General features: G+C 64.5%; 16 protein-coding genes. 7 read left to right on the forward strand and 9 right to left on the reverse strand.

Annotated elements, in window-relative coordinates; translation table 11 throughout:
* Window positions 1-225: 225 nt before the first annotated feature.
* The gene (locus AC1Q5P_RS17160; RefSeq protein WP_492519596.1) at window positions 226-1,443 is read right to left on the reverse strand and encodes a UbiH/UbiF/VisC/COQ6 family ubiquinone biosynthesis hydroxylase; all 1,218 of its coding nucleotides are present in this window, start codon (window positions 1,441-1,443) and stop codon (window positions 226-228) included.
* A complete protein-coding gene (locus AC1Q5P_RS17165) occupies window positions 1,440-3,119 on the reverse strand; it encodes an alkaline phosphatase family protein (RefSeq protein WP_492519597.1) in 1,680 nt (559 codons plus the stop codon). The genes AC1Q5P_RS17160 and AC1Q5P_RS17165 overlap by 4 nt, the downstream gene beginning before the upstream one ends.
* A 120-nt stretch (window positions 3,120-3,239) precedes the next feature.
* On the opposite strand from AC1Q5P_RS17165, the gene AC1Q5P_RS17170 reads away from it, so the two are divergent.
* Window positions 3,240-5,276, forward strand: coding sequence for a protein-disulfide reductase DsbD family protein (locus AC1Q5P_RS17170; RefSeq protein WP_492519606.1), 2,037 nt, complete (start codon window positions 3,240-3,242; stop codon window positions 5,274-5,276).
* 23 nt (window positions 5,277-5,299) lie between these two features.
* On the opposite strand, the gene AC1Q5P_RS17175 is transcribed toward AC1Q5P_RS17170, so the two are convergent.
* The 4 genes from AC1Q5P_RS17175 to AC1Q5P_RS17190 form a co-directional block, all read right to left on the reverse strand.
* Window positions 5,300-6,073: an SDR family NAD(P)-dependent oxidoreductase gene (locus tag AC1Q5P_RS17175; protein ID WP_492519598.1), complete on the reverse strand. Its 774-nt coding sequence runs from the start codon at window positions 6,071-6,073 to the stop codon at window positions 5,300-5,302.
* Between the two features lie 73 nt (window positions 6,074-6,146).
* On the reverse strand, window positions 6,147-7,547 hold the full coding sequence (locus AC1Q5P_RS17180; protein ID WP_492519599.1) for an efflux transporter outer membrane subunit: 1,401 nt from the start codon (window positions 7,545-7,547) through the stop codon (window positions 6,147-6,149).
* Window positions 7,544-10,681 carry an efflux RND transporter permease subunit gene (locus AC1Q5P_RS17185; protein ID WP_039336285.1) on the reverse strand — a complete coding sequence of 1,046 codons (3,138 nt, stop codon included), beginning with the start codon at window positions 10,679-10,681 and terminating at the stop codon, window positions 7,544-7,546. The genes AC1Q5P_RS17180 and AC1Q5P_RS17185 overlap by 4 nt, the downstream gene beginning before the upstream one ends.
* A gap of 6 nt (window positions 10,682-10,687) precedes the next feature.
* On the reverse strand, window positions 10,688-11,866 hold the full coding sequence (locus AC1Q5P_RS17190) for an efflux RND transporter periplasmic adaptor subunit (RefSeq protein WP_236727168.1): 1,179 nt from the start codon (window positions 11,864-11,866) through the stop codon (window positions 10,688-10,690).
* 355 nt (window positions 11,867-12,221) lie between these two features.
* Here AC1Q5P_RS17190 and AC1Q5P_RS17195 point away from each other — a divergent pair, with 355 nt between their 5' ends.
* The 6 genes from AC1Q5P_RS17195 (at window position 12,222) to AC1Q5P_RS17220 (ending at window position 18,753) form a co-directional block, all read left to right on the forward strand.
* Entirely contained in the window at window positions 12,222-12,497 is a 276-nt protein-coding gene (locus AC1Q5P_RS17195; protein WP_039336287.1) for an HU family DNA-binding protein, read from the forward strand.
* Window positions 12,498-13,055: 558 nt separating this feature from the next.
* Window positions 13,056-13,583, forward strand: a complete 528-nt coding sequence (locus tag AC1Q5P_RS17200; protein ID WP_039336289.1) for a DUF4402 domain-containing protein — start codon at window positions 13,056-13,058, stop codon at window positions 13,581-13,583.
* Window positions 13,584-13,664: 81 nt separating this feature from the next.
* On the forward strand, window positions 13,665-14,099 hold the full coding sequence (locus AC1Q5P_RS17205) for a hypothetical protein (RefSeq protein WP_492519600.1): 435 nt from the start codon (window positions 13,665-13,667) through the stop codon (window positions 14,097-14,099).
* Window positions 14,100-14,112: 13 nt separating this feature from the next.
* Window positions 14,113-15,018, forward strand: a complete 906-nt coding sequence (locus AC1Q5P_RS17210) for a fimbrial biogenesis chaperone (RefSeq protein WP_492519601.1) — start codon at window positions 14,113-14,115, stop codon at window positions 15,016-15,018.
* Between the two features lies 1 nt (window position 15,019).
* Window positions 15,020-17,761, forward strand: a complete 2,742-nt coding sequence (locus tag AC1Q5P_RS17215; protein WP_492519602.1) for a hypothetical protein — start codon at window positions 15,020-15,022, stop codon at window positions 17,759-17,761.
* Window positions 17,761-18,753, forward strand: coding sequence for a DUF4402 domain-containing protein (locus AC1Q5P_RS17220; RefSeq protein ID WP_492519603.1), 993 nt, complete (start codon window positions 17,761-17,763; stop codon window positions 18,751-18,753). Before AC1Q5P_RS17215 ends, AC1Q5P_RS17220 begins: the two co-directional genes overlap by 1 nt.
* A gap of 21 nt (window positions 18,754-18,774) precedes the next feature.
* Here the strand turns inward: AC1Q5P_RS17220 and AC1Q5P_RS17225 are convergent, their stop codons facing one another.
* The 3 genes from AC1Q5P_RS17225 to AC1Q5P_RS17235 are packed head-to-tail and all read right to left on the reverse strand — an operon-like array spanning window position 18,775 to window position 21,508.
* Window positions 18,775-19,611, reverse strand: coding sequence for an SDR family oxidoreductase (locus tag AC1Q5P_RS17225; protein WP_492477341.1), 837 nt, complete (start codon window positions 19,609-19,611; stop codon window positions 18,775-18,777).
* A gap of 11 nt (window positions 19,612-19,622) precedes the next feature.
* Window positions 19,623-21,092, reverse strand: coding sequence for an aldehyde dehydrogenase (locus AC1Q5P_RS17230; RefSeq protein ID WP_039336478.1), 1,470 nt, complete (start codon window positions 21,090-21,092; stop codon window positions 19,623-19,625).
* 14 nt (window positions 21,093-21,106) lie between these two features.
* Window positions 21,107-21,508 (reverse strand): nuclear transport factor 2 family protein, encoded by a 402-nt coding sequence (locus AC1Q5P_RS17235; protein WP_193827600.1) that lies wholly within the window; start codon window positions 21,506-21,508, stop codon window positions 21,107-21,109.
* Window positions 21,509-21,519: the final 11 nt, after the last annotated feature.

The raw sequence follows: 21,519 nt of genomic DNA on the forward strand, positions 1-21,519 counted from the left end.
CATTCACTCCTTCTCTTCGCAAAGAGGCGTGAATCACAACATGCTGGTATTGCTCAACAACTTTCGGTTCGGGCTCTCAGCAGTGAGTTTCCAAAACCCGTCGCCCCGGACTTGATCCGGGACTTGGCTTTTCTTCTTCGGCGCTGGGCTGGAAAGAAAGGCCAAGCCCCGTGTCGAGCACGGGGCGACGGTTAGGTGGTCATCCGCGGCGCAACGCCGCCAACATCACGCCGCCCGCAGCAGCTTGGGCAGATCGCCGCTCATGCCGCGCGCTTCGTCCATGAACCAGCGCTTCAGCGGCGCCGCGCGCTGCACGCCGGCCATGCCGAGGCGGCGGACTGCCGAGGGAAGCTTGCCGGGGATGCCGAACAGGCGGGTCAGCACATCCGTTGCCGTGGCCACCATGAAGGTATCGGCCGCGCGCCAGCGTTCGTAGCGGGCGAGGAGTTGCGCGTCGCCTACGTCGAGACCCAGGCGCACGCCGTCCGACAGCACCTCGACCAGTGCCGCGACATCGCGCAGGCCGACGTTGAGGCCCTGCCCCGCGATCGGGTGCATGCCGTGCGCGGCATCGCCGACCAGCGCCAGCCGGTCCTCGACGATGCGCGCGGTGTGGTGGAAATTGAGCGGATAGGACGAGCGCGGGCTGGCCAATTCGATCTTGCCGAAGATGCCGTGCATGCGGCTGGCGACTTCATTCAGGAACATCGCCTCTGGCATGGCCAGCACGGCGGCGGCGTCCTTCTCGGCCACGGTCCAGACCAGCGCCGAACGATGCTTGCCATTTTCATCAAGCAGCGGCAGCAGCGCGAAGGGGCCCGCCGGGTAGAACACTTCCCACGCGACGTTGCCGTGCGGCTTCTCGTGCGTCAGCCCAGCGATGATCGCGCGGTGGCCGTAGTCCCACTTGGCGGGCGTGAACCCGGCCTCGTCGCGCGTCGGGCTCTTGCGCCCTTCGGCTGCGACCATGAGCCGCCCCTTGAGCAGGCGGCCATCGGAGAGAGTGACCGAAACGCCGTGTTCGCCGCGCTCGCGGGCCACGACGTGGCTGTTGGGGTGGAAGGTGATCGCCTCTTCGCGCGCGGCCACGCCGTACATCGCAATGCGCAGATCGCGGTTGGCGTACATGCGGCCCAATGAGCCGTCCCCCTCGCCCGGCTTGAAGTCGATCCGGCCCGGTTTCATACCGTCGGTCACCGCGATGGATTCAATCGGGCAGCCCTTGGGCGCCAGTTCCTCGGCCAAGCCGAGGTTGGTGTAGAGGTTCCAGCTCGCGGTGGAGATGGCTGAGGCGCGGCCGTCGAACCCTTCGGCGGTCTGCGCCGCAGGGTCGGAATTGTCGACCACGTGGGAGGTGATTCCCGCCTTGGCGAGGCCGATGGCGAGCGTCATGCCCACCAGACCACCACCCAGAATAACGACGTCTGCCTGCGACTCGTTCACTTGACCACTCCACATGTATTGCCGACGCCACCATCGAGATCGAGGCAGCGTCCGTCAAATGCACCTTGGGGGATCTTGAGGCCGATCAGTGCCGCAAGTGAGGGGGCGATGTCCACCGTTTCCACGCCGCTCGGCTGTTCGAAACCGGTCATCCCCTTGCGCCAGAACAGGATCGGCACGCGGCGGTCGTAGTCCCAAGGGCTGCCGTGGGTGGCGACGTAGCCCTTGCGCGCCTGCGGAATGGCGACCACGCCCCGCTTGAGCATCACCACGAAGTCCCCCGAATGCAGCGGATTGTACGAGGCGCGCGCGCGTTCGGCCAGGGTCCAGGTTTCGGGCGAGCCCTGCGGCATCGGTGTCGCGGCGATTTCCGCGGCCGAGAGCACCTTCTCGACGAAGGGGCTGGTCATCAGGATCGCGCTGGCGTCGTCGATGATCTTGCCCTTGAGGCCGATGTCGAGGTCCTTGCGCAGCCAGTAGTCGCCCGCGGGGCCATCCGACAGGATCAGGCCCTTGGGCTCGAGCCCGTAGCGCTTGCCGAGGGTAGCCGACAGCGCCTCGGCCGAAACTTCCGGGCCGACACGAGAGGTCTTTTCAAGGCCCTGCTCGTGAAGGCGTTCGGGAATGTCGAACCCGCCGTGATCGGCAGTCAGAACCACGGCATAATCGATCCCGCGCTTGTCGAGGCTGGCGAAGAAATCGCCGAGCGCCAGGTCAAGCTGGGTCAACTGGATGCACATCTCCGCGCCCTCGGTGCCGGTGGCGTGGCCGACATAGTCGGTGGCCGAGAGGCTGACGGCGAGGAGATCGGGCACGGTGTTACGGCCCAGCTTCTGTTCGTCCACCAGCTTGACCGCGAGGTCCAGCGTGGCGCGGTCGAGCCGGGGCGACACGCGGAACTGCTCGGGCTCGCCCGCCTTCAGCGCGAAGTGGCCATTGCCGACTGAAACGTCGCCCGCCTGCACCGCACGATCGGCGCGGCGACAATAGGCCGGCAGCGGAAACTCACCCGCGCCCTTGGCCAGCAGACGATCAATTTCGGCATTCTGCGCGACCGCCGTCGGGCCCAGCTGACGCCCGGCAAGCGTGACGAACTGCTTGCCCTTCCACCAGTAGACCTGGTCGATCTCGTGCCCGCCCATCATCAGCGCGCCGCGATCCTTGCCCGAGACAGCAATGTTGCGGGCCGCGGGGTTGGCCTTCTTCATCCACTCGCCCAGCGTCGGCACCAGCAGATGCACGGGCGAGGCGACGTAGTCCCGCGATCCCGCCGTGCGCTTCGATACGTCCTCGGCGCAATAGACGACCTTGGAACCCGTGGTGACGGTCTGGTCGATCCACGAGTTGGCGATGATGCCGGTGTGGGCTGGGCGGTTGCCGGTCAGGATCGTCGAGTGGCCGGGGCAGGTCTCGGTTGCGGCGTGGCTCTGGTAGCCCGCCGGGAATACCGCGCCTTGAGTCAGCCGCACGAAGCCACCGGTAAAGTGCTGGCGATACTGCGCGAAGATGTCGGCGGAGAACTGATCGATGGAAATCGCGACAAGCAGCTTGGGCGCGCCTGCCGGGACCTGCTGGCTGACCGCGGGCGATACCTCCTGCGCTGCAAGGGGAAGGATCGGGGCAGCGCATGCCAGCAGAACTGCGGCGTAACGGATAAGGGCTTTCACGCGAAACATACTCCTGTGGGCACGTACACTGGACTCGAAGGAAGGCCAGCCGTAGGACGCCCAAGAGCGCTACGCATGGCCCGCCAAGCGCTCCCGTTCAAGGGGCCAGATGGAACCGGTAACGCCGTGATGCCGATACGCGAACTGGCCGGGATCAAGACCTTGCGCACAATAGCGATGTTTGTGACAGCGCTATTGCTGATGGTCTTCGCGCCCGCGCAAGCAGCACCCAACCACATGCGCGCCAGCCTGATTGCCGAAGGTCCGGCGCAGCCCGGCGGCACGGTCACCCTTGCCCTGCTGATGCAGCCCGAAAAGGGGTGGCACGGCTATTGGTCGAACCCGGGTGATGCCGGCTATGGACTGACGCTCGACTGGACCCTGCCCAAGGGCGCAAGCACCGGAGCGATGGAATTTCCGGTGCCGCAGACCCTGGTCATCCAGGGACTGATGAACCACGTGTACGAGCACGACTATGCCGTGCTGGTGCCGCTCAAACTGCCCGCCGATGCAAAGCCGGGCACGATCCTGCCGATCTCGGTCAAGGCGCAATGGCTGGTCTGCACCAATGAGATCTGCGTGCCCGAACGCGCCGAGTTGCAGGGCACAGTTACCGTCGGAAGTGGCCCGGGGGACAAGCGCTTCGAGGGCTGGCGCGCAGCGATGCCTGCCCCGCTCGACCGTCCGGGCACGTTCACGCTGACCGGCAAGGTCCTGCGCCTTGCCTTGCCCTTTCCCGCCTCGGCGCCGCTCGATGCACCCCATCTTTTCCTGAAGACCGAGCGCGTCATCGACTATGCCGCCGCCCAGCGCTTTTTCCGCAACGGCGATACGCTGGTGGTGGAAGTCCCGCTGGCCAAGTCACCCGCTCCGACCGAAAGGATCGAAGGCGTGCTGGCGATGGGCAAGGATGCAGGCGGCATCGCCTTCGCTTCGGCCCCGGGAGCCGTGCCAACGGGGGGTGATGAAGTCGGCGGCGAAGGGGCCTTCACCGCATCGACGCTGGCGTTCGCCTTGTTCGGCGCATTCCTCGGCGGCCTGATCCTCAACGTCATGCCCTGCGTGTTTCCGATCCTCAGCCTCAAGGCCCTCGCCCTCGCCCGAGGCAATTCGCAGAATGCACGGAGCGAAGGCCTGGCCTACACGGCAGGCGTAGTGCTGGCCTGCCTGATGCTCGGCGGTGCGATGCTGGCCCTGCGCGCGGGTGGCGAAGAGGTCGGCTGGGCGTTTCAGCTGCAGGAGCCGGGCGTGGTCGCGGTGCTGCTGCTGCTGGCCGTGGCGATCACTGCCAACTTTGCTGGCCTCTATGAACTCCCCGGCCTTTCGGTCGAACGCGGTGCAGGCCATTCGGGAGCATTCGGCACCGGCCTGCTTGCCGCATTCGTTGCCACGCCCTGCACCGGACCGTTCATGGCCGCAGCCATGGGTGCCGCCCTGGTCCTGCCGGCATGGGCAGCGCTCGGCGTATTTGCGGCGCTTGGCCTTGGTCTTGCGCTGCCGTTCCTGCTGCTGGGCTTCGTCCCTGCCCTGCGCCGCCTCCTGCCCAAGCCTGGCAAGTGGATGGAGCGCTTCCGCCGCATCATGGCCCTGCCTATGGGACTGACGGCGCTCGGCCTGGGTTGGCTCACCTGGCGGATCGGGGGCGCGCAATACGCGGCCGTCGCCGTGGCAATCGCGGTGATCCTTCTGGCAGCGCTGGCCGCCATCGGGATCACGCAGCGCAAGAGCAGGCCAATTGGCGCGCTGGCCGCAGTCTGTGCGCTGATCATGATCGGCGGAGTGGTGGGGCTTCCACCACCGGCACCCGTGGCAGGCGTCGAGGAAGACCTGCTCGGTTCACGGCCGTTTTCCGAGGCTGCCCTCGCCGAGGCACGCCGCAACAACCTGCCGGTTTTCCTCTATTTCACCGCCGATTGGTGCCTGTCCTGCAAGGTCAACGAGAAGGTTGCGATACAGACCGACATGACCGATGCGGCGTTTCGGATGCGTGGCGTGGTGGTGATGCGCGCAGACTGGACGCGGCGCGATCCGGAAATCACGCGCTTCCTTGCAAGGCACGGCGCGGCGGGCGTGCCCCTGTACCTGTGGTATCCCAACGGGGGCGGAGAGCCGCAACAGCTGCCGCAAGTCCTCACCAAGGACCTGCTGGTCAGCCTGGTTGGCTGAGGCCGGCGGTCAGCGCCTTAGCATCAGAGCGACTGGCCGTCGTCGACCGAAATGAACGTGCCCGTGACCTGCCGCGAGGCGTCGGAGGCAAAGAACAGCATCATGTCGTCCAGCGCCGAAATGTCGGTCAGCCGCTTCCTCGGCCAGGATGCGATCTGTGCCTTGCCGCCTTCGCTATCGAACCATTCGCCATCGATCTCGGTGCGGATGTAGCCGGGCTGGATCACGTTCACGTTGATTCCCAGCCGTGCCCATTCGCGGGCGAACTGGCGGCCGAGGTGCTGCACGGCGAGCTTCGTGGCCGCATAGGCGCTGTCGCCCTGCGCGGTCATCTGCGCGGTGATTGATCCGGTCAGGATGATGCGCCCTTTCTCGGACTGCTTCGATCCGGCCGCGATCATCCTTCGCGCCCCTTCGCGTGCTGTCAGGTAGACGCCATTGAAGTTGGTATCGACGACCCGGCGCATCGAGTCAGCAGGAAGATCGATCGAGCGTCCCGCCTCGACGATGCCGGCGTTGGCGACGACGACATCGGGCACTCCGACACTGGCTTCGGCCGCATCGAAGGCCGCGATGATCGAGGCTTCCTCGGTCACGTCAAGAGCAACGGCCAGCGCCTTGCCGCCTTGGCCGTTGATCTCGTGGGCAAGAGCAGCCACGCGCTCAACCCTGCGCGCGCCGATGACCACCGACGCGCCGGCGGCTGCGTAAAGACGGGCAAAGCGTGCGCCGAGGCCCGATGACGCCCCGGTAATCAGCGCAACGCGGCCTGCGAGCGAATAACGTGGGGCTTCCATGGTTCTCTCCCGATGTGGCTCGAACCATTTAAGCGCGTGGTTAAAACTGGCAACCCGCTTTTCGCAGGGGCAGTCACTTCCTTGTGACTTCCACCAGTCCCCCACCCAGCGCGCGGTAAAGTTCCACCATGTTCGCCGCCTTGGTCAGCCGCGCCGATATCAGCGACTGGCGAGCGCTGTAGAGCGTCCGCTGGGCGTCAAGCGGTTCGAGGTAATTGGCGACACCAGCGTCATAGCGCGACTGGCTGATGCGATAGGCAGTCGCCGCATTGGCCTCAAGCGACGACTGGGCACGGATGCTCTCGTCAATCGTCCCGCGCCGGGCCAAGGCGTCGGCCACTTCGCGAAACGCGGTCTGGATGGTGCGTTCGTAGGTTGCAAGGGCTGCATCGCGCGAGGCCTTTGCCGCAGCAAGGTTATTGGCCGTAGCGCCCCCATCGAAGATGCGCTGCCGCAGCGAGCCGTTTACCGTCTTCTGAAATTCTCCGCTGTTGAAGATGTTGGTGAGCCCGGCACTGGCAAAGCCGAACAGGCCCGTGAGCGAGAGGGTCGGGAAGAAGGCAGCGCGGGCTGCGCCTATGTCCGCATAAGTCGCCTTGAGATCATGCTCGGCCGCAAGCACGTCGGGGCGGCGCAGCAGGACTTCCGATGAAAGCCCGACCGGCAAGGCATCGCGTATTTGATCGCCCGCCCCCAGGGTTGTCGGCAGAAGATCATCGGTGAGCGGCTTGCCCACGATAAGGTCGAGCGCATTGCGCGCCTGGGCAAGGCTGGTGCGAAAGTCTGCTACGGCCGCCTCAGCGCTGTTTAGCGCGGTCGTCGCCGTGGCGACTTCGAGCCTGGTGCCGATGCCGTTTGCTTCACGCCGCACGTTCACGTCGAGCGTGCTGCGCCGGGAAGCGACGGTTTCCTCGGCAATGCGCAAGGCGTCGGCTGTCGCCGCGTAGGACAGCCAGGCGCTCGCCGCCTCGGCGACCAGTGCGATCTGCGTCGCCTTGCGGCCTTCGTCGGTGGCGAGATAGGTCTCGAGCGAGCTGCGGCTCTGATTGCGCAAGCGCCCCCACAAGTCGATCTCGTAGACGCTCGTCCCGGCTTGGACGAGGAAATTGTCGGTTACCCGGCCCGCCGTTCCCTGCACCGCCGATAGCGTGCCAGTGGCGTTGACAATAGGGAACAGTGCCGCACTATCCACGCGATAGAGCGCCCTCGCCCGTTCGACGTTGGCCAGAGTGGCACGCAGGTTCCGGTTCTCGGCAAGAGCCGTGGCGATGACCTGCTGCAGGCGGGGATCTACGAAGAATTCCCGCCAGCCCAGCGCGTCGGCGGCAGTCTCGGTTCCGGCCAATGCCGGATAGACCCCGCCTTGGGGCAAGGACTGCGGCACCGGCGGCGTGGGCTGCACGTATCTCGGCGCGAAATTGCATGCGCCCAGCGCCAGCGCAGGCAGGGCCGCGAATGCGATCTGCCGCTTCATGCCGTTTCTCCTGCAGCAAGAGGCGGCCGCTTGTTCTTGCGACGGTCTACCCAGCCCTTCACCACGACGAAGAACACCGGCACCAGGAAGATCGCCAGCACTGTTGCCGAGATCATACCGCCCATCACGCCAGTGCCGATCGCCTGCCGCCCGTTGGCGCCCGCACCATCTGCGAACGCCAGCGGAATGACGCCGGCGATGAAGGCCACGCTGGTCATGATGATCGGGCGCAGCCGCAGGCGCGCGCCTTCAAGCGCGGCGTCGATCGCGCTTGCCCCGCGCGCCATGGCGAACTCGGCAAACTCCACGATGAGGATCGCGTTCTTGGCGGACAGGCCGATCGTCGTCAGAAGTGCCACCTGGAAGTAGATGTCGTTGTCGAACCCGCGCAGCGTGACCGCCAGCACCGCGCCGACAATCCCGAGCGGGATCACCAGCAGCACCGCTACCGGCACCGACCAGCTTTCGTACAACGCGGCAAGACACAGGAAGATGAAGAAGATCGAAGCCGCATAGAGAAGGCCCGACTGGCTCGATGCCGCGCGCTCCTGATAGGACAGGCCGCTCCATGCGGGTGTAAAGTTTCCTTCGAGCTTGCCGACGTTCTCTTCCATGATCGTCATCGCATCGCCCGAGCTCACGCCCGGCGCCCCGCTTCCCTGAAGCTGTTGCGCGGCGATGCCGTTGAAGCGGTCCAGGCGCACCGGTCCTTGCGTCCACCGGGTCGATGCAAAGGCCGAGAATGGCGCCATCTCGCCGTTGGCACTGCGCACGAACCACTGGCCAAGATCTGCCGGCTTGGCGCGATAGGGCGCATCGCCCTGCACGTAGACACGCTTGACCCTGCCGCGATCGACGAAGTCGTTCACGTAGAGGCCGCCCCAGGCGATCGACAGCGTCGAATTGGCGCTGGCAGGCGCGATCTGGAAGGCAGTGAGCGCATCGTCGTCGATGTCCACCTTCAGTTGCGGCGTGTCTTCCAGACCGCTGAACCGGACTTGCGCCATGCGCGAGTCCTCGCCAGCCAGCTTGGTCAGCTGTCGGCGTGCAGCGGTAAGCGCTTCGCGGCCCGCGCCGGACGCATCCTGCAACCACATTTCAAAGCCCGACGAGCTGCCCAGCCCGCGGATCGGTGGTGGATTGAGTATGAAGATCTGCGCTTCGCGCGATGAACGGAAATGGGCGTTCAGGCGTTCGGCTATGGCCGATGCGGACCGGTCCGCACCCTTCCGCTCGGACCAATCCTTGAGCAGGATGAAACCTTGCCCCGCATTCTGCGCCGATCCCGACTGCCCACGTCCCATCACGACAAAGACTGCCTTGATGTTGTCGGCCTCGCTCTTGCGAATGTAATCCGATATGCCCGTTGCGACTGCGCGAGTCTGTTCCGTGGTCGAACCCACCGGCAATTGGTAGCTGATCGAGATATTGCCCTGATCCTCGTCGGGCAGGAAGCTGGTTGGCAGCTGCACATAGAGCGCGACCATGGCGATGGTGATACCGATGAAGGCGATCATCCAGGCGCGGGGGCGCCCCACGATCCGGGCCAACCGATTGCGATAACGCTCTTCAAGACCGGAATAACCCGAATTGAACGCGCGGAAGAACCGGCCTTTGGGCTTTTCATGATCTGCCACGGGCTTTAGCAGCGTGGCGCACAGTGCAGGCGTGAACACCAGCGCGACCAGCACCGAAAGCGTCATGGCTGAAACGATCGTGACGGAGAACTGACGGTAGATGGCGCCGGTCGACCCCCCGAAGAACGCCATGGGCACGAAGACAGCCGTGAGGACCAGCGTGATCCCGATCAGCGCCGAGGTGATCTCCTCCATCGACTTGACGGTGGCCTCGAGCGGACCAAGCTTCTCCTCGTGCATCACGCGTTCGACATTCTCGACCACCACGATGGCGTCATCCACCAGCAGGCCGATGGCAAGAACCACGCCGAACATCGTCAACGTGTTGATAGTATAGCCAAACAAGAAGAGCACGCCGAAGGTGCCCAGCAGAACGACCGGAACGGCAATCGCCGGGATCAGCGTGGCGCGCCAGTTCTGCAGGAACACGAACATCACCACCACGACCAGCGCAATGGCTTCGAAGAGGGACCAGACCACTTCCTCGATCGAAAGCTTCACGAAGATCGAGCTGTCACGCGGATAGGCAACGGCATAGCCTTCGGGCAGATCGGCGGAGAGTTCCTCAACCTTGGCCTTGACCAGATCGGCCGTGCGGGTGGCATTGGCGCCCGAGGCAAGGCTGATCGACAGGCCGGTGGCCGGCATGCCGTTGAACCGGCTAAGCGCACCGTAGCTTTCCTCGCCCAGTTCCACCCGGGCGACGTCCTTGAGCTTGACCACCGAGCCATCGACATTGGTCTTCACGACCACGTTCCTGAACTGGTCAGGCGTCTCAAGGCGCGAGCGTGCAGTGACCGTGGCGTTGAGCCGCTGGCCTTCGGGCGCAGGATTGGCGCCGATCTCGCCCGCTGCAACTTGCGTGTTCTGGGCCTGCAACGCAGCCGTCACGTCCGAGGGCATCAGTTGCACCGCCGCCAGCCGCAAGGGATCAAGCCAGACCCGCATGGCAAAGGATCCGCCGAAGATGTTGGTGCTGCCAACGCCCTCCACGCGCGAGATCGGATCCTGAAAGTGCGTGGTCAGGTAGTCGGAGATGTCGGAGTTCGTCGCGCGGCCCGTCTTGTCGTAGATCGACACGACCATGAGCTGATCGGACTGCGCCTTGTTGACGTTGACGCCCTGCTGCTGGACCACGGCCGGCAGGCGGCTGACCGCACGCGAGATCGCGTTCTGGACCTGAACCTGCGCGGTATCGGGATCAGTACCCTTGTCGAACGTGACTGTGATGCTGGCAGACCCGTTCGACGAGGTCGAGCTGAAGTAGAGCATCCCGTCGAGGCCCTTGAGCTGCTGCTCGAGCACCTGGGTGACCGAGTTCTCGACCGTCGAAGCATCGGCGCCGCCATAAGTCGCGTTGATCGAGACCGTCGGCGGCGCGATATCGGGATATTGCTCCACGCCCATGGTGCGCAGCGCCAGCAGGCCGGCCGCCATGATGACGATGGCCAGTACCCACGCGAAGATCGGTCGGTATGCGAAGAAACGGGAAATCATCCGCGATCAGTTCCCGCCGCTTGCGCCAGAGCCCGCTGCCCCCTCGGGCTTCGACTTCGAACCCGCCGGAACCACCTTGACCTTCTGTCCCTCGCGCGCATTGATCAGCCCCTCGACGACTACCCTGTCGCCTGGCTTCAGTCCTGATGTGACGAGCCAGTTCTGTCCCACCGGATTGTCGGCGACCACGTCGCGCTTTTCGAGTTCGTCCTTGGCATTCGCGACAAGCACACTGGCCCGCCCACGCGGATCGCGACTGACGGCGGCCTGGGGCACGAGTATGCCGTTCGGCACCGTTCCCTGACCGACGCGGGCCCGGACGAACAGGCCGGGCAGCAGATCGCCTCTGGGATTGGGCACGACCGCGCGCACGGTGATTGTACCGGTTTCGGGATCGACGTCGATGTCGGCGGGATTGAGCTTGCCCGCAACCGGATAGGTGCTGCCGTCGGGCAGGATCACGGTCACGGGGGCCGCGCCGGCAACGAGCTTGCCGCTCTCGATCGCGCGACGCAGCGCGATGAAGTCTGCCCCCGACTGCTTGATGTTGACGTACATCGGATCGAGCCGCTGCACTTTGGCCATGGGCGTAGCCTGGGCGTTCGTTACCAGAGCTCCCTTCGTCACCATCGAAATGCCGATGCGCCCGCTGATCGGCGAGGTGACGCGGGTGAAGCCAAGATTGACCTGTGCCGACGAAAGCGCTGCCCGCGCCTGCCCCACTGCCGCGCGTGACTGATTGTAGGCTGCGCGTGCGTCTGCTGCTTCCTGCTTGCTTACGCCGCCCTGTTGGGCAAGCAATGCAAAGCGTTCGGCCTTGAGTCGGTTGGCCTCGACGGTAGCCTGCGCAGCCGCAAGCGACGCCGAGGCCTGAGCTTGGCTAGCGGCGTAGAGCCGGGAATCGATCTGGTAGAGCGGCTGGCCGGCCCGCACGAACGAGCCTTCCTGGAATAGCCGAGCGGTAACGAGCCCCGCCACCTGCGGTCGCACTTCGGCAATCTCCGATGCTTCCGTACGCCCGGATAGTTCGGTCGTCAGTTCGACCGGCTCGGCTCTTGCCACCATGACGCCGACGACCGGCGTTGGCTTTTCCTTCTGGGCATCGGCGGAGCCGCAAGCCGAGAGCGCCAGCGCCGAGGCAACAACGGTAGGCAGGGCAAATACAAAGCGATTGGTCGACGACAAGGACAGTCTCTCTCGAAATCTCGATCGTTCCATCGCACCGGCCACAGCAATTGCGAATCGCGCCCTGCGCGGCGCCATCCGTGCTGCAAGTGCGAGATGCGTTTCCGACCCGTGTCTAGCAGATTGCCGCATTGGCGCACGTCCCTTGATGGGCAAGCGCAAAAGCTGCGACACAAAGTTACAACTGGCCTTGGACCTCCTCGAAATCTCCGATTCGTCGCAGTGCAAGTCCAAAATCGCCGCAAAATCACTGGTAGCGCGCGAAATTCGGTGGAAAGACGGCCGCAGGCCATGGCTTTCGCGGTTCTGCTTGCGTTAGCCGTGCCGTCCCTTTCCAGCAGAGGACATCAGGACAATGAACAACAGCGACCTCGCAGATACCATCGCAGCAAGCCACGGCCTTTCGAAGGCAGACGCCCGCAAGGTCGTCGACGGCGTGTTTGCCGCGATCGCCGACGCAGCCGCGAAGGGCGAGGAAGTCTCGCTGAACGGCTTCGGCAAGTTCAAGGTCAAGAACACCCCGGCCCGCGAAGGCCGCAACCCCTCGACCGGCGCCACCATCCAGATCGCAGCTTCCAACAAGCTGACCTTCTCGGCTGCCAAGGCGGTCAAGGACAAGCTGAACGGCTGATCCGTTCCGGACCGGCGCCCGCACTTGTGGGCGCCGGGTCCACATCATACGGTGCGCCAATCCCGCAGCACCGTGCCGGTCATCCGGCAATTTCGCCAGGATCCCGTCCAGACGGTTGAACCGGCATCCCCTTCCAGAACTGAACCCGATTCCGCCCGCCCGCGCATCGATCGGTCACGCCTTCACCGGGGCCAGACATACCTGCCGTAAATTATCGAGCGCCCTTCGCGGCCGAGATGTGGGTATTAATAACTTTAGTTAACGGCTCGAGAGCGCAGTTCCCTTCCTCTAACATTAAATGATGTTAAATTTGACCCGAATTCTCGACAGAAACGGGCATATATGCATGAATATAAACGATATTTCACTGTGAGCATGGTAAACGGCTGTTGACAATGACTGCGCCCCAAGCGGGCGGAAATTAACCATTACTTAGGCCCCTCTACCTAGGAAACGCCCTTGTCCGGCCAGTTCGCCGGCAAAGGTTTGTGCGACATCCGGCACGATCCTTCTCGGGACAACTCCGGTGGCTCCGGAGTGTTGGATAGGGGAATTGAGATGAAGAAGTTGCTTGCCAGCGCGGCAATTGCCGCCGGGCTTCTGGCCGGAGGATCCGCCTTCGCCCAGACTGCCGCAAATACCAGCAGTGCTACTGCGTCGGGGTCGGTCACCATTGTCCGACCGCTGACGATCACCAAGAACAGCGACCTTGCCTTTGGCCGCATCGTGCGTCCGCGCACCGGCGGAACCGGTACGGTCACGCTGGCAAACACCGGCAACTCCGTTGTCGCCGCCAGCGGTGCCGTCGCACTTGCCAGCACCACCAGCCGCGCACAGTTCACTGTCGATGGCGAGGGAGGCCAATCGGTCACCACCTCGATCCCGGCGACGGTCACCCTGACCAGCGGGACCAACACCATCCCGGTAACGTTGCTGCCCGACTTCGGCAGCACGGTGACCCTCTCTGGCGCCCTGGCAGCCGCAGGATCCGCCACGCTCAACGTCGGCGGATCGTTCAGCCTGCCTGACACACAGGCTTCAGGCGCCTACACCGGCAACTTCACGGTGACTGTCACCTATCAGTGATGGAACTTCGGGGAGCGTTGCCGCATCTGCGCGGCACCTCCCCGAGGCAGACGGCAACCGTCGGCGAGAGGGGGACAAGCCATGGACGCAGGATCGAAGGTTCGCATCGGGCAAATCGCCGGAGCGCTTTTCGCCGCTTGCGCGACCATGGCCTCGCCGGCGGTTGCCCACGCTGCACCAGCACCCGCATCGGCAGAAGCAGCCGTGGTCATCCTCGAGCCGGTTGGCGCAGGGTTCTCGTTCGACATCCTGAGCGATGCCGTTTCCGCTGTGTTCCTCAATGGCGATGCGGGAGATTCGGTCTCGGTGCTGATGTCACCGCGCAAGCCAGGCAAGAAGGGCATGCCCCGTGACGCCAGCGGCGTCCTGGTCATGGCAAGCGGCGTCTACCGCATTGACCTGCTGCAACCGGCCGCATCGGACGCACGCCTGCGCGGCGCTATGCGCGGCAGTGTTTCTGGGCGCGGCAATGTTCCAGGCGACAGCTCCATCCTGTTCCTCGCACAATTCAACTGAAGGTCATCGAGCCATGAAGCGCAACCTCGTGATGATGCCAGGCCTCCTGACCTTGCTGGCGCCTGCAATGGTGGCTGCCCAGCAGGCACCGCTCCCGATCGCCGCGCCCAAGGCGCAAGACGCCCAGGTGACCGTCCCGGTCCAGGCAGCCGCAGCCAATATCAACATTACGCCACGCCGCGTGATCTTCGATTCCACCAAGCGTACCGAAGCGGTCTACGTGTTCAACCAAGGCACTACGCCGGTGACGGTTGACGTGGCGCTGGTCGACAACGCCATGCTGCCCTCTGGCGAGATCGTGCCGGTGAGCCGCCTTGCAGAGCGTGGTGCCGAAGGTCTTGGCGCGAAAGTGCGCTCCGCCAAACCCTTCGTGCTTGCCGCACCCAGCCGCCTGATCCTGCCACCGGGCCAAGGCAAGACGGTTCGTGTTCGCGCCACCCTGGCCGACACCGCCACGACCGCGGAGTATCGCACCCACCTGACCGTCACCACGGTGCCCCCCGCCGATACGGGGCTGACTGCCGAACAGGCTGCTGCCGCCGAAAAGGGCGAGCTGGTTCTTCGCATTCAGTCCGTCTTCGGCATCTCGATCCCGCTGATCGTGCGGGGCGGCACGCCCGATGCAACCGGCGGAATTGGCGCAATAACGCCTTCCGCCACGCGCGATGGCCCTGCGCTTGCAGTAACCCTGCAACGCAAGGGCACGACTTCGCTTTACGGCAATCTCGAACTGCGCACGGCCAAGGAAGTGGTCGGCGTGGCGCGGGGTATTGCCGTCTATCCGGAAGCTGATGAACGCCAGGCCCTCGTGCCTTTGCTCCGCCCGCTGAAACGAGGCGAAGTGATAACCGCCACATACAGCGCCGACGACGGCAAGAAGCCGGTCGAGATCGCCAGCGGAAGCTACACCGCCCCCTGACATGACTGCGACGCTGGCCATTCTGGCCCTGGCCGCTGCCAACAGCAGCGCGCCAGCGGGACCGGCTGCGCCCGTGCAGGCCCCCGATCCGGTGGTCGGGGCGTCTGCGTTCGGCACGACGCAGGCTGCAAACGAAGACCTCCTGCTGTTTTCCGTGCAGCTTGACGGCACCACCATCAGCGAGGCGCTGACGGCGTACGGCGACCCCACAGACCCGCTGCTGCCGCTCGGTGAACTCACCCGTCTGCTTGAACTTCCGCTCGATATCGACGTTACAAATGGCGTTGCATCGGGCCGCATCGGCGAGAGCCAGCGTCCCATCACTATCGATCTGCGGTCAGGTCAGGCCCTTATTGGCGGCAAGGTTGTCGCGCTGATTCCGCCCGACAGCTTGATCTCCGAAACCGATATCTACCTGCGGGCCTCGCTGGTGGCCAAGTTGCTGCCGCTGAAGATCACGTCGATTGCCGACGAGATGATCCTCACCCTCGAAGCCACGGAAAAGCTGCCCTTGCAGGCCCAGCGCGAACGCCTTGCCCGCATGGCAGGGCTTGCCGGCCAGCCGGAATCGCAGGACGATGCCATGCGCGTCGCAACGCCCTACCGCTGGATCGGTCCCCCCGCTTTCGATTTCACGACCGAGCTTGGCTACAACAGCGAAGGCATCAACGGCGGTGGCCGCTCTGTCACGCGCTTTGAAGGCCGTGTGGCGGGCGATCTGCTGAAAGCAGGCTTCAACGCCTGGATCGCCACCGACGACCACGGCGATCCGGTTTCGGCCCGCCTTGCCTTCACGCGCCGGTCCGAGGACGGACGACTGCTCGGCTCGCTCGGCGGCACGTCTGCCGCGCTGGGCGACGTCTTCACGCCCCCCCAGGTCGTCGGCGCACGCAGTCTTGGCGGGGCCGGTTTCACGTTCTCATCGTCGCGCATCGATGAGGCCAGCGTGTTCCAGCGCATCAACCTGCGCGGAGAACTGCCGCTGGGATATGATGCCGAGCTCTACGTCAACGATATCCTGCGATCCGCCCAGCGCGGTGCGGGCGTGCAGGGACGCTATGAATTCAACGACATCCCGCTGGTGCGCGGCCGAAACGCCCTGCGCGTCGTGCTCTATGGCCCGCGCGGAGAACGCATCGAACGCACCCGCGTGATCAACGTGGGAGGCGGCCAGCTTGCGGCGGGCAAGACGACGGTTGATCTCGGCATCGTTTCGCAGGACCGGACCGTGATCGACCTGTCTGATGCCAACCTCAGCGGCTTTGCCAAGGGCAAGGGCGATCTGCGCGCCACTTTCAACATCGCCCACGGCATAAGCGAACACCTGACTGTCGCGGCCGGTCTTTCGCGCTTCACCGACTTCGGCGGCACTTCACACGTCATCGGTTCGATTGGCGGGCGCCATTCGCTGCTCGGCCTTGCCGTGCAGACCGACCTTGCCAGCGACTTCGCAGGCGGGCGGGCGATGTCTCTGGGCCTTGCCGCACGCATCGCCGGCGTAAGCTTCCTTGGCCGCCATGTCGAATACGGCGGGGGCTTTGCCGATGAGGCCAACACCGCTTTCGATCCGTCGCGCCCGATGCGCCGCTACAGCGAAGTCGTCTTCGACCTGGCGGTACCGCTGCCCGGCTCGCTTGGCCTGCCGGTCTCTGGGCGGTTCGACCGTGCCGAGTTCGTCGACGGCAGCCAGACCCTCTCGGCCCGGGCACGCACCACCGCGAGCGTGGGGCAGACCCTGTTCGCCATAGGCGCCGACTACAGCCACCGCACGAAGGGCAATTTCGCCGACACCCGCATCAACGCCAATCTCGGTGCGATGAGGCTGATCGACTACAAGTGGCAACTGCGCGCCACTGCCGATTTCGGGATCAAGCCAGGCACCCGGCTGGAAACGCTGGGTTTTGCCGCGGACCGGGCAATTAGCGATCGGTACAGTTTGCGCCTTGGTGCGACACGCAATTTTGCCGGGCATGATACGGCCCTGCAGGCAGGGCTGACCGCGCGCTTGGCGATGGCGACCGCGACGCTGGGCGGCGACTGGTCCACCAGCCAGAACCGCTGGCGCGTGGGCGTACAGCTCAACTTCGGGATAGCACGCGACCCGCTCAAAGGCCGCTATCGCGTGACGCCGCCGGGCCCGGCCAACGGGGCCAGCGCAGCGCTCCTGGCTTTCATCGACGCCAATGCCAACGGCCGGCGCGATGAGGGTGAGGAAGCAGTGCCCGGCGTGGTCGTGCAGGGTGGCGGACTGAAGGCCGTGACGGATGGACAGGGCCGGGCGTTCGTGACTGGCCTCGGCGATGGCAACATGACTTCACTGCGCACCGACATCTCGGGGACCGACACCGTATTTGTTTCCCCTCCGCCACAGAACATCACGTTTGCTGCGCGTTCAGGGGGAATTGCGCGGATCGACTATCCGCTTGTGCCGACGTCCGAGTTGGTCACCCGCATCCGCTTCCGTGGCCGGGACGGGGCATTGAATGGCCTTTCGGCGGTGAAAGTGCGGCTTGTTTCGCCCAAGGGCGATGTCGCATCCGGCATGACCGAATTCGATGGCACGGTCGTGTTCGACGGGGTGAAGCCAGGCAAGTACGCAATCGAGATCGACGCTGACCAGGCTGCCCGCCTCGGCATGCGGCTGAAGGAACCGATATTTGCGACAGTGGGAGCGGATGGGAGTGTCGTTGACGTCAACGGTGAAGTCGCCTTCAGCGAACACGTGCAAATGGTGAAACGCTGATGACCCGCTTGTTGCTGACCACGCTCTGCACCCTGTTGTTGCAACTCGTGCCGATTCCAGTGGCGCATGCCCAGACCTACACGGTCGATGCGATCACCGATGCCAACTTCGGCGACGTCGTCTCCGCAGCCTCCGGGCAGACGGTGTTCCGGTCAAACGCTTCGTCGGGATCGGTCACGGTTGCCTCCGGTTCGGGGGTGCGGCTGTCGAACACGGCAGCAAACGCCGAAGTGACGATTTCGTGCAGCAACACTTTTGCCTGCAATGCGACGAATGTCCAGGTAACGCTGGCACTGGCCGGATCCCCCACAGGACGCGTCGGATACATTACCGCAATCAGCGTTGCGAATGGCACTGCAACGGTAAGCTCCGCTTACAGTGCGGGGAACTATGTCGTGATCAATCTGGCACCCATTCCTCGCAGATCTTCACGCACGTTCCTGATCGGCTTCGACCTTCCCGTCGACGGCAACGAGTCTGCCAATTCGACAGGGAGCGCGACAAGTTCCTACCTGATCACCGCACAGCGCGCGACGGGCGGCGGATCGGATTCGCTTGTCGGCAACATCCTGGCCAAGGTCATCCGCCCTGTCAGCATTGCCAAGACGCAGGACCTGCAGTTCGGCGCGGTCACACGTCCCACGAGCGGTTCCGGCGCGGTCACGCTAACGCCCGATGGGGTCGTCTCGGTCAGCGGAACCAATGTCCGCCGCTTCCCTGCGCCAGCGGCGACAGCAGCCCAGTTCACCGTAAGCGGCGAGGGCGGTCAGGCGGTCACCGTATCGGTGCCGACCACGATGACGCTATCGGGCAGCGGTGGCTCGGTCACGGCTACACTGACCAATGTCGGGGGTGGCCCGCAGGTGCTGAGCGGCTCAACCGGTTCGGCCGGTACGGTGAATGTCGGTGTCGGTGGCTCCGTGCCCCTCAGTGGCTCCTCGGCGCTCGGCACGCTGACAGGGACCGTGACGGTGATGGTGCAGTACAACTGACGTGACGAGCAACCACGCTCCTCACAGAACGAAGTGGTCTCCGGCCGCCCGGACAGTCACTTCGGCAATCGAGACGCCCCAAGGCTGGTCGATTGCATGGATCACGGCATCGGCGATGTGTTCCGGTGCAAGGCTGGCATAGTCCATCGCCTCGGGATCGAGCCGTTCGGGTGGGAACGTCCCCGCCGCCATCTCGCCGACCATCTCCATGAAATCGGGCATGTTGTGTGCAACGATGCCGATACCGGCGGCCTGATTGACCACCGTGCCGGAGAGGCCGGTCGTCGGCACGCCGGTTGGCTTGATCGTGGTGACCTTGATCTTCCCGCGGCTTTCAACCCGCAGCGATTCAGACAGGAAATTCACTGCTGATTTCGATGCACCATAGACCGCCGCGCCGATCACCGGGAAATTGCCATAGATGGACGAGATGTTGACGATCTGTCCCCGCCCCGCCGCAATCATCTGATCATAGGCCGCGACCATGCCGTTCAGAACACCCTTGATGTTGATGTCGATGCAGCGTTCCCACGCAGGATAGGCCGCCTCATGGTCCGAGAAAAACGCCAAGGGCATGATGCCCGCGTTGTTGACCATGACATCCACCGCGCCGTAGGCATCCAGTGCAGCGCCGACCAAGGCCTTGACCTGCCCCAGATCGCGCACGTCGACAGCAACGGCCTGCGCCTTGCCCCCGGCCCCGATGATGGCATCGGTCACGCCTTGCGCCGCAGCAAGGTCGATGTCGCCGAGCGTCACGCGGGCGCCCAGCGCGGCCGCCTTCTTCGCTACCATGCTGCCAAATCCGCCACCGGCGCCCGTAATGACGATCGACTTGCCCGCAATGTGTCCGCTCATGCCCGTGTCCTTCAAAGTGCCGACGGCATTGCGTCGATCAGGATCGTCTTCATCTCGAGATAGGGGAACAGCCCCTCCGGCCCGCCTTCGCGGCCAATGCCCGATTGCTTGAACCCGCCAAAGGGCAGGCCGAAATCCATGCGCAAGCCGTTCTGCCCGAAGCCGCCGGTGCGGACGCGCCGGGCTATGCGGTAGGCTGCGTCGGCATCTGTCGTCAGCACCGAACCGTTAAGGCCATAGGCGCTGGCATTGGCGGTGCGGATCGCATCTTCCTCGTCTTCCACCGGGATCAGGCTGAGGACCGGACCGAAGATCTCCTCCTGCGCGATGCGGCTTTCGTTCTTCACGTTGGCAAACAGGGTCGGTTCGATGAAATACCCCCGGTTGAGGTGTGCCGGACGCCCGCCGCCGGTGACCAGATCGGCCGTCTGCCTGCCCTCCTCGACATACATCTCGATGCGCTCGAGCTGGCGTTTCATCGCCACCGGACCGAGCTGGGTTTCGGGGTCATCTGAATGACCGATGCGGACCTGCTTCATCTCCGCCGCGATGGCTTCGGCCAGTTCGTCGTGCCGGTGGCGCGGTACGATCACCCGGCTGAGCATTGCGCAGACCTGCCCGCTCATCATCGTGATCGTGCCGGTCAGCATCTTGGCTGCCTCATCAATAGGGAAATCGTCGCGCACGATGGCTGCGGACTTGCCACCCAGTTCCAGCGTGCACCGCGCCATGCGCGCGCCGCAGACACTGGCGATGCGCTTGCCTGCAACGGTGCTGCCGGTGAAGCTCACCTTGTCGACGCCCTCGTTGCAGACGAGATGGTCGCTCGCCTCACGGTGCCCGGTAACAAGGTTCACCACGCCCGCAGGAATGCCTGCCGCCTCTGCCGCCTCGGCAATGATGTAGGCCTCGAGCGGCGTTTCCGGCGATGGCTTCATGATCACCGTGCAACCGGTCAACAGCGCATAGGCGACCTTGTTGGCCATGATCCCGAACGGGCCGTTCCACGGCGCAATGGCCGCAACGACGCCGACCGGCTCGTAGGCGATCAGCGCTGTGTCCGCTGCCATGCTCGGGCGGCGCTCGACGAATTCGAACTGTTCGGCAAACCCGGCGATCTGGCTCAATGCCATGACGCTGCCGCCATGCATTGGCCCGGCAAACGAGGCCAGCCCGCCCATCTGGGCTGTCCAGGCTCTGGCCAGTTCGGGCACGCGCGTTTCGAGGTGGGCCACCATCCGCCGGAACATAGCGATGCGCTCGGCAGGCGGCGTGGTTGGCCAAGGCCCGTGATCGAATGCCATGCGCGCTGCGGCCACGGCAGCATCCATGTCGGCCTCGTCGGCCTCCGCCACGCGCCCCACCACTTGCTCGGTGTTGGGCGAGACCAGTTCGATCATGCGTCCGGAGTGGGCGGGCACCCACCGACCGCCGATGAAGAGCTTGTCGGGATGGGCGACGTTCACGCCTTCTGGTGTCATGGCTTGGTGTCCTCTCACGCCTGCGCCAGCGCGCATTCAACGCGCTCGATCAGGCCGTCCTTGATCGTATAGAATATGAACTGCCGCATTTCCTGCACTTCGCCCACCGCGATCGGGAAGAAGCCGTGCATCCCGCGCGCGTCGAGCGCTTCACGGGAAAGGTCCTTCACCGCTTCCACCCGAATGACAGCATCGATGGCGGTCAGGGTATCGGAACAGGCAAAGTTCAGAACGGTCACGCTTTCCTTCACATGATGGTGAAGGAATGCGTAAAAATCCTTGAGCGCCTGGCGCGAACGGATCTCGACTCCAAAGAACGTCATCAGCGGCGGATCGACATAGAAATCGGCAACCGCGTCATAGTCCTTCGCGTTGAACGCGGCGACATAGCGATCATAGGCTTCGCGCGTCAGCACGGTGGCTCTCC

This window comes from Novosphingobium sp. GW835-FHT14H07 (genome assembly GCF_058793515.1).

Coding starts and splice junctions, on each gene's coding strand:
- AC1Q5P_RS17165 (WP_492519597.1), bottom strand. CDS start 3,119: ATGTTTCGCGTGAAAGCCCTTATCCGTTACGCCGCAGTTCTGCTGGCA.
- AC1Q5P_RS17170 (WP_492519606.1), top strand. CDS start 3,240: ATGCCGATACGCGAACTGGCCGGGATCAAGACCTTGCGCACAATAGCG.
- AC1Q5P_RS17175 (WP_492519598.1), bottom strand. CDS start 6,073: ATGGAAGCCCCACGTTATTCGCTCGCAGGCCGCGTTGCGCTGATTACC.
- AC1Q5P_RS17180 (WP_492519599.1), bottom strand. CDS start 7,547: ATGAAGCGGCAGATCGCATTCGCGGCCCTGCCTGCGCTGGCGCTGGGC.
- AC1Q5P_RS17185 (WP_039336285.1), bottom strand. CDS start 10,681: ATGATTTCCCGTTTCTTCGCATACCGACCGATCTTCGCGTGGGTACTG.
- AC1Q5P_RS17195 (WP_039336287.1), top strand. CDS start 12,222: ATGAACAACAGCGACCTCGCAGATACCATCGCAGCAAGCCACGGCCTT.
- AC1Q5P_RS17200 (WP_039336289.1), top strand. CDS start 13,056: ATGAAGAAGTTGCTTGCCAGCGCGGCAATTGCCGCCGGGCTTCTGGCC.
- AC1Q5P_RS17205 (WP_492519600.1), top strand. CDS start 13,665: ATGGACGCAGGATCGAAGGTTCGCATCGGGCAAATCGCCGGAGCGCTT.
- AC1Q5P_RS17210 (WP_492519601.1), top strand. CDS start 14,113: ATGAAGCGCAACCTCGTGATGATGCCAGGCCTCCTGACCTTGCTGGCG.
- AC1Q5P_RS17215 (WP_492519602.1), top strand. CDS start 15,020: ATGACTGCGACGCTGGCCATTCTGGCCCTGGCCGCTGCCAACAGCAGC.
- AC1Q5P_RS17220 (WP_492519603.1), top strand. CDS start 17,761: ATGACCCGCTTGTTGCTGACCACGCTCTGCACCCTGTTGTTGCAACTC.
- AC1Q5P_RS17225 (WP_492477341.1), bottom strand. CDS start 19,611: ATGAGCGGACACATTGCGGGCAAGTCGATCGTCATTACGGGCGCCGGT.
- AC1Q5P_RS17230 (WP_039336478.1), bottom strand. CDS start 21,092: ATGACACCAGAAGGCGTGAACGTCGCCCATCCCGACAAGCTCTTCATC.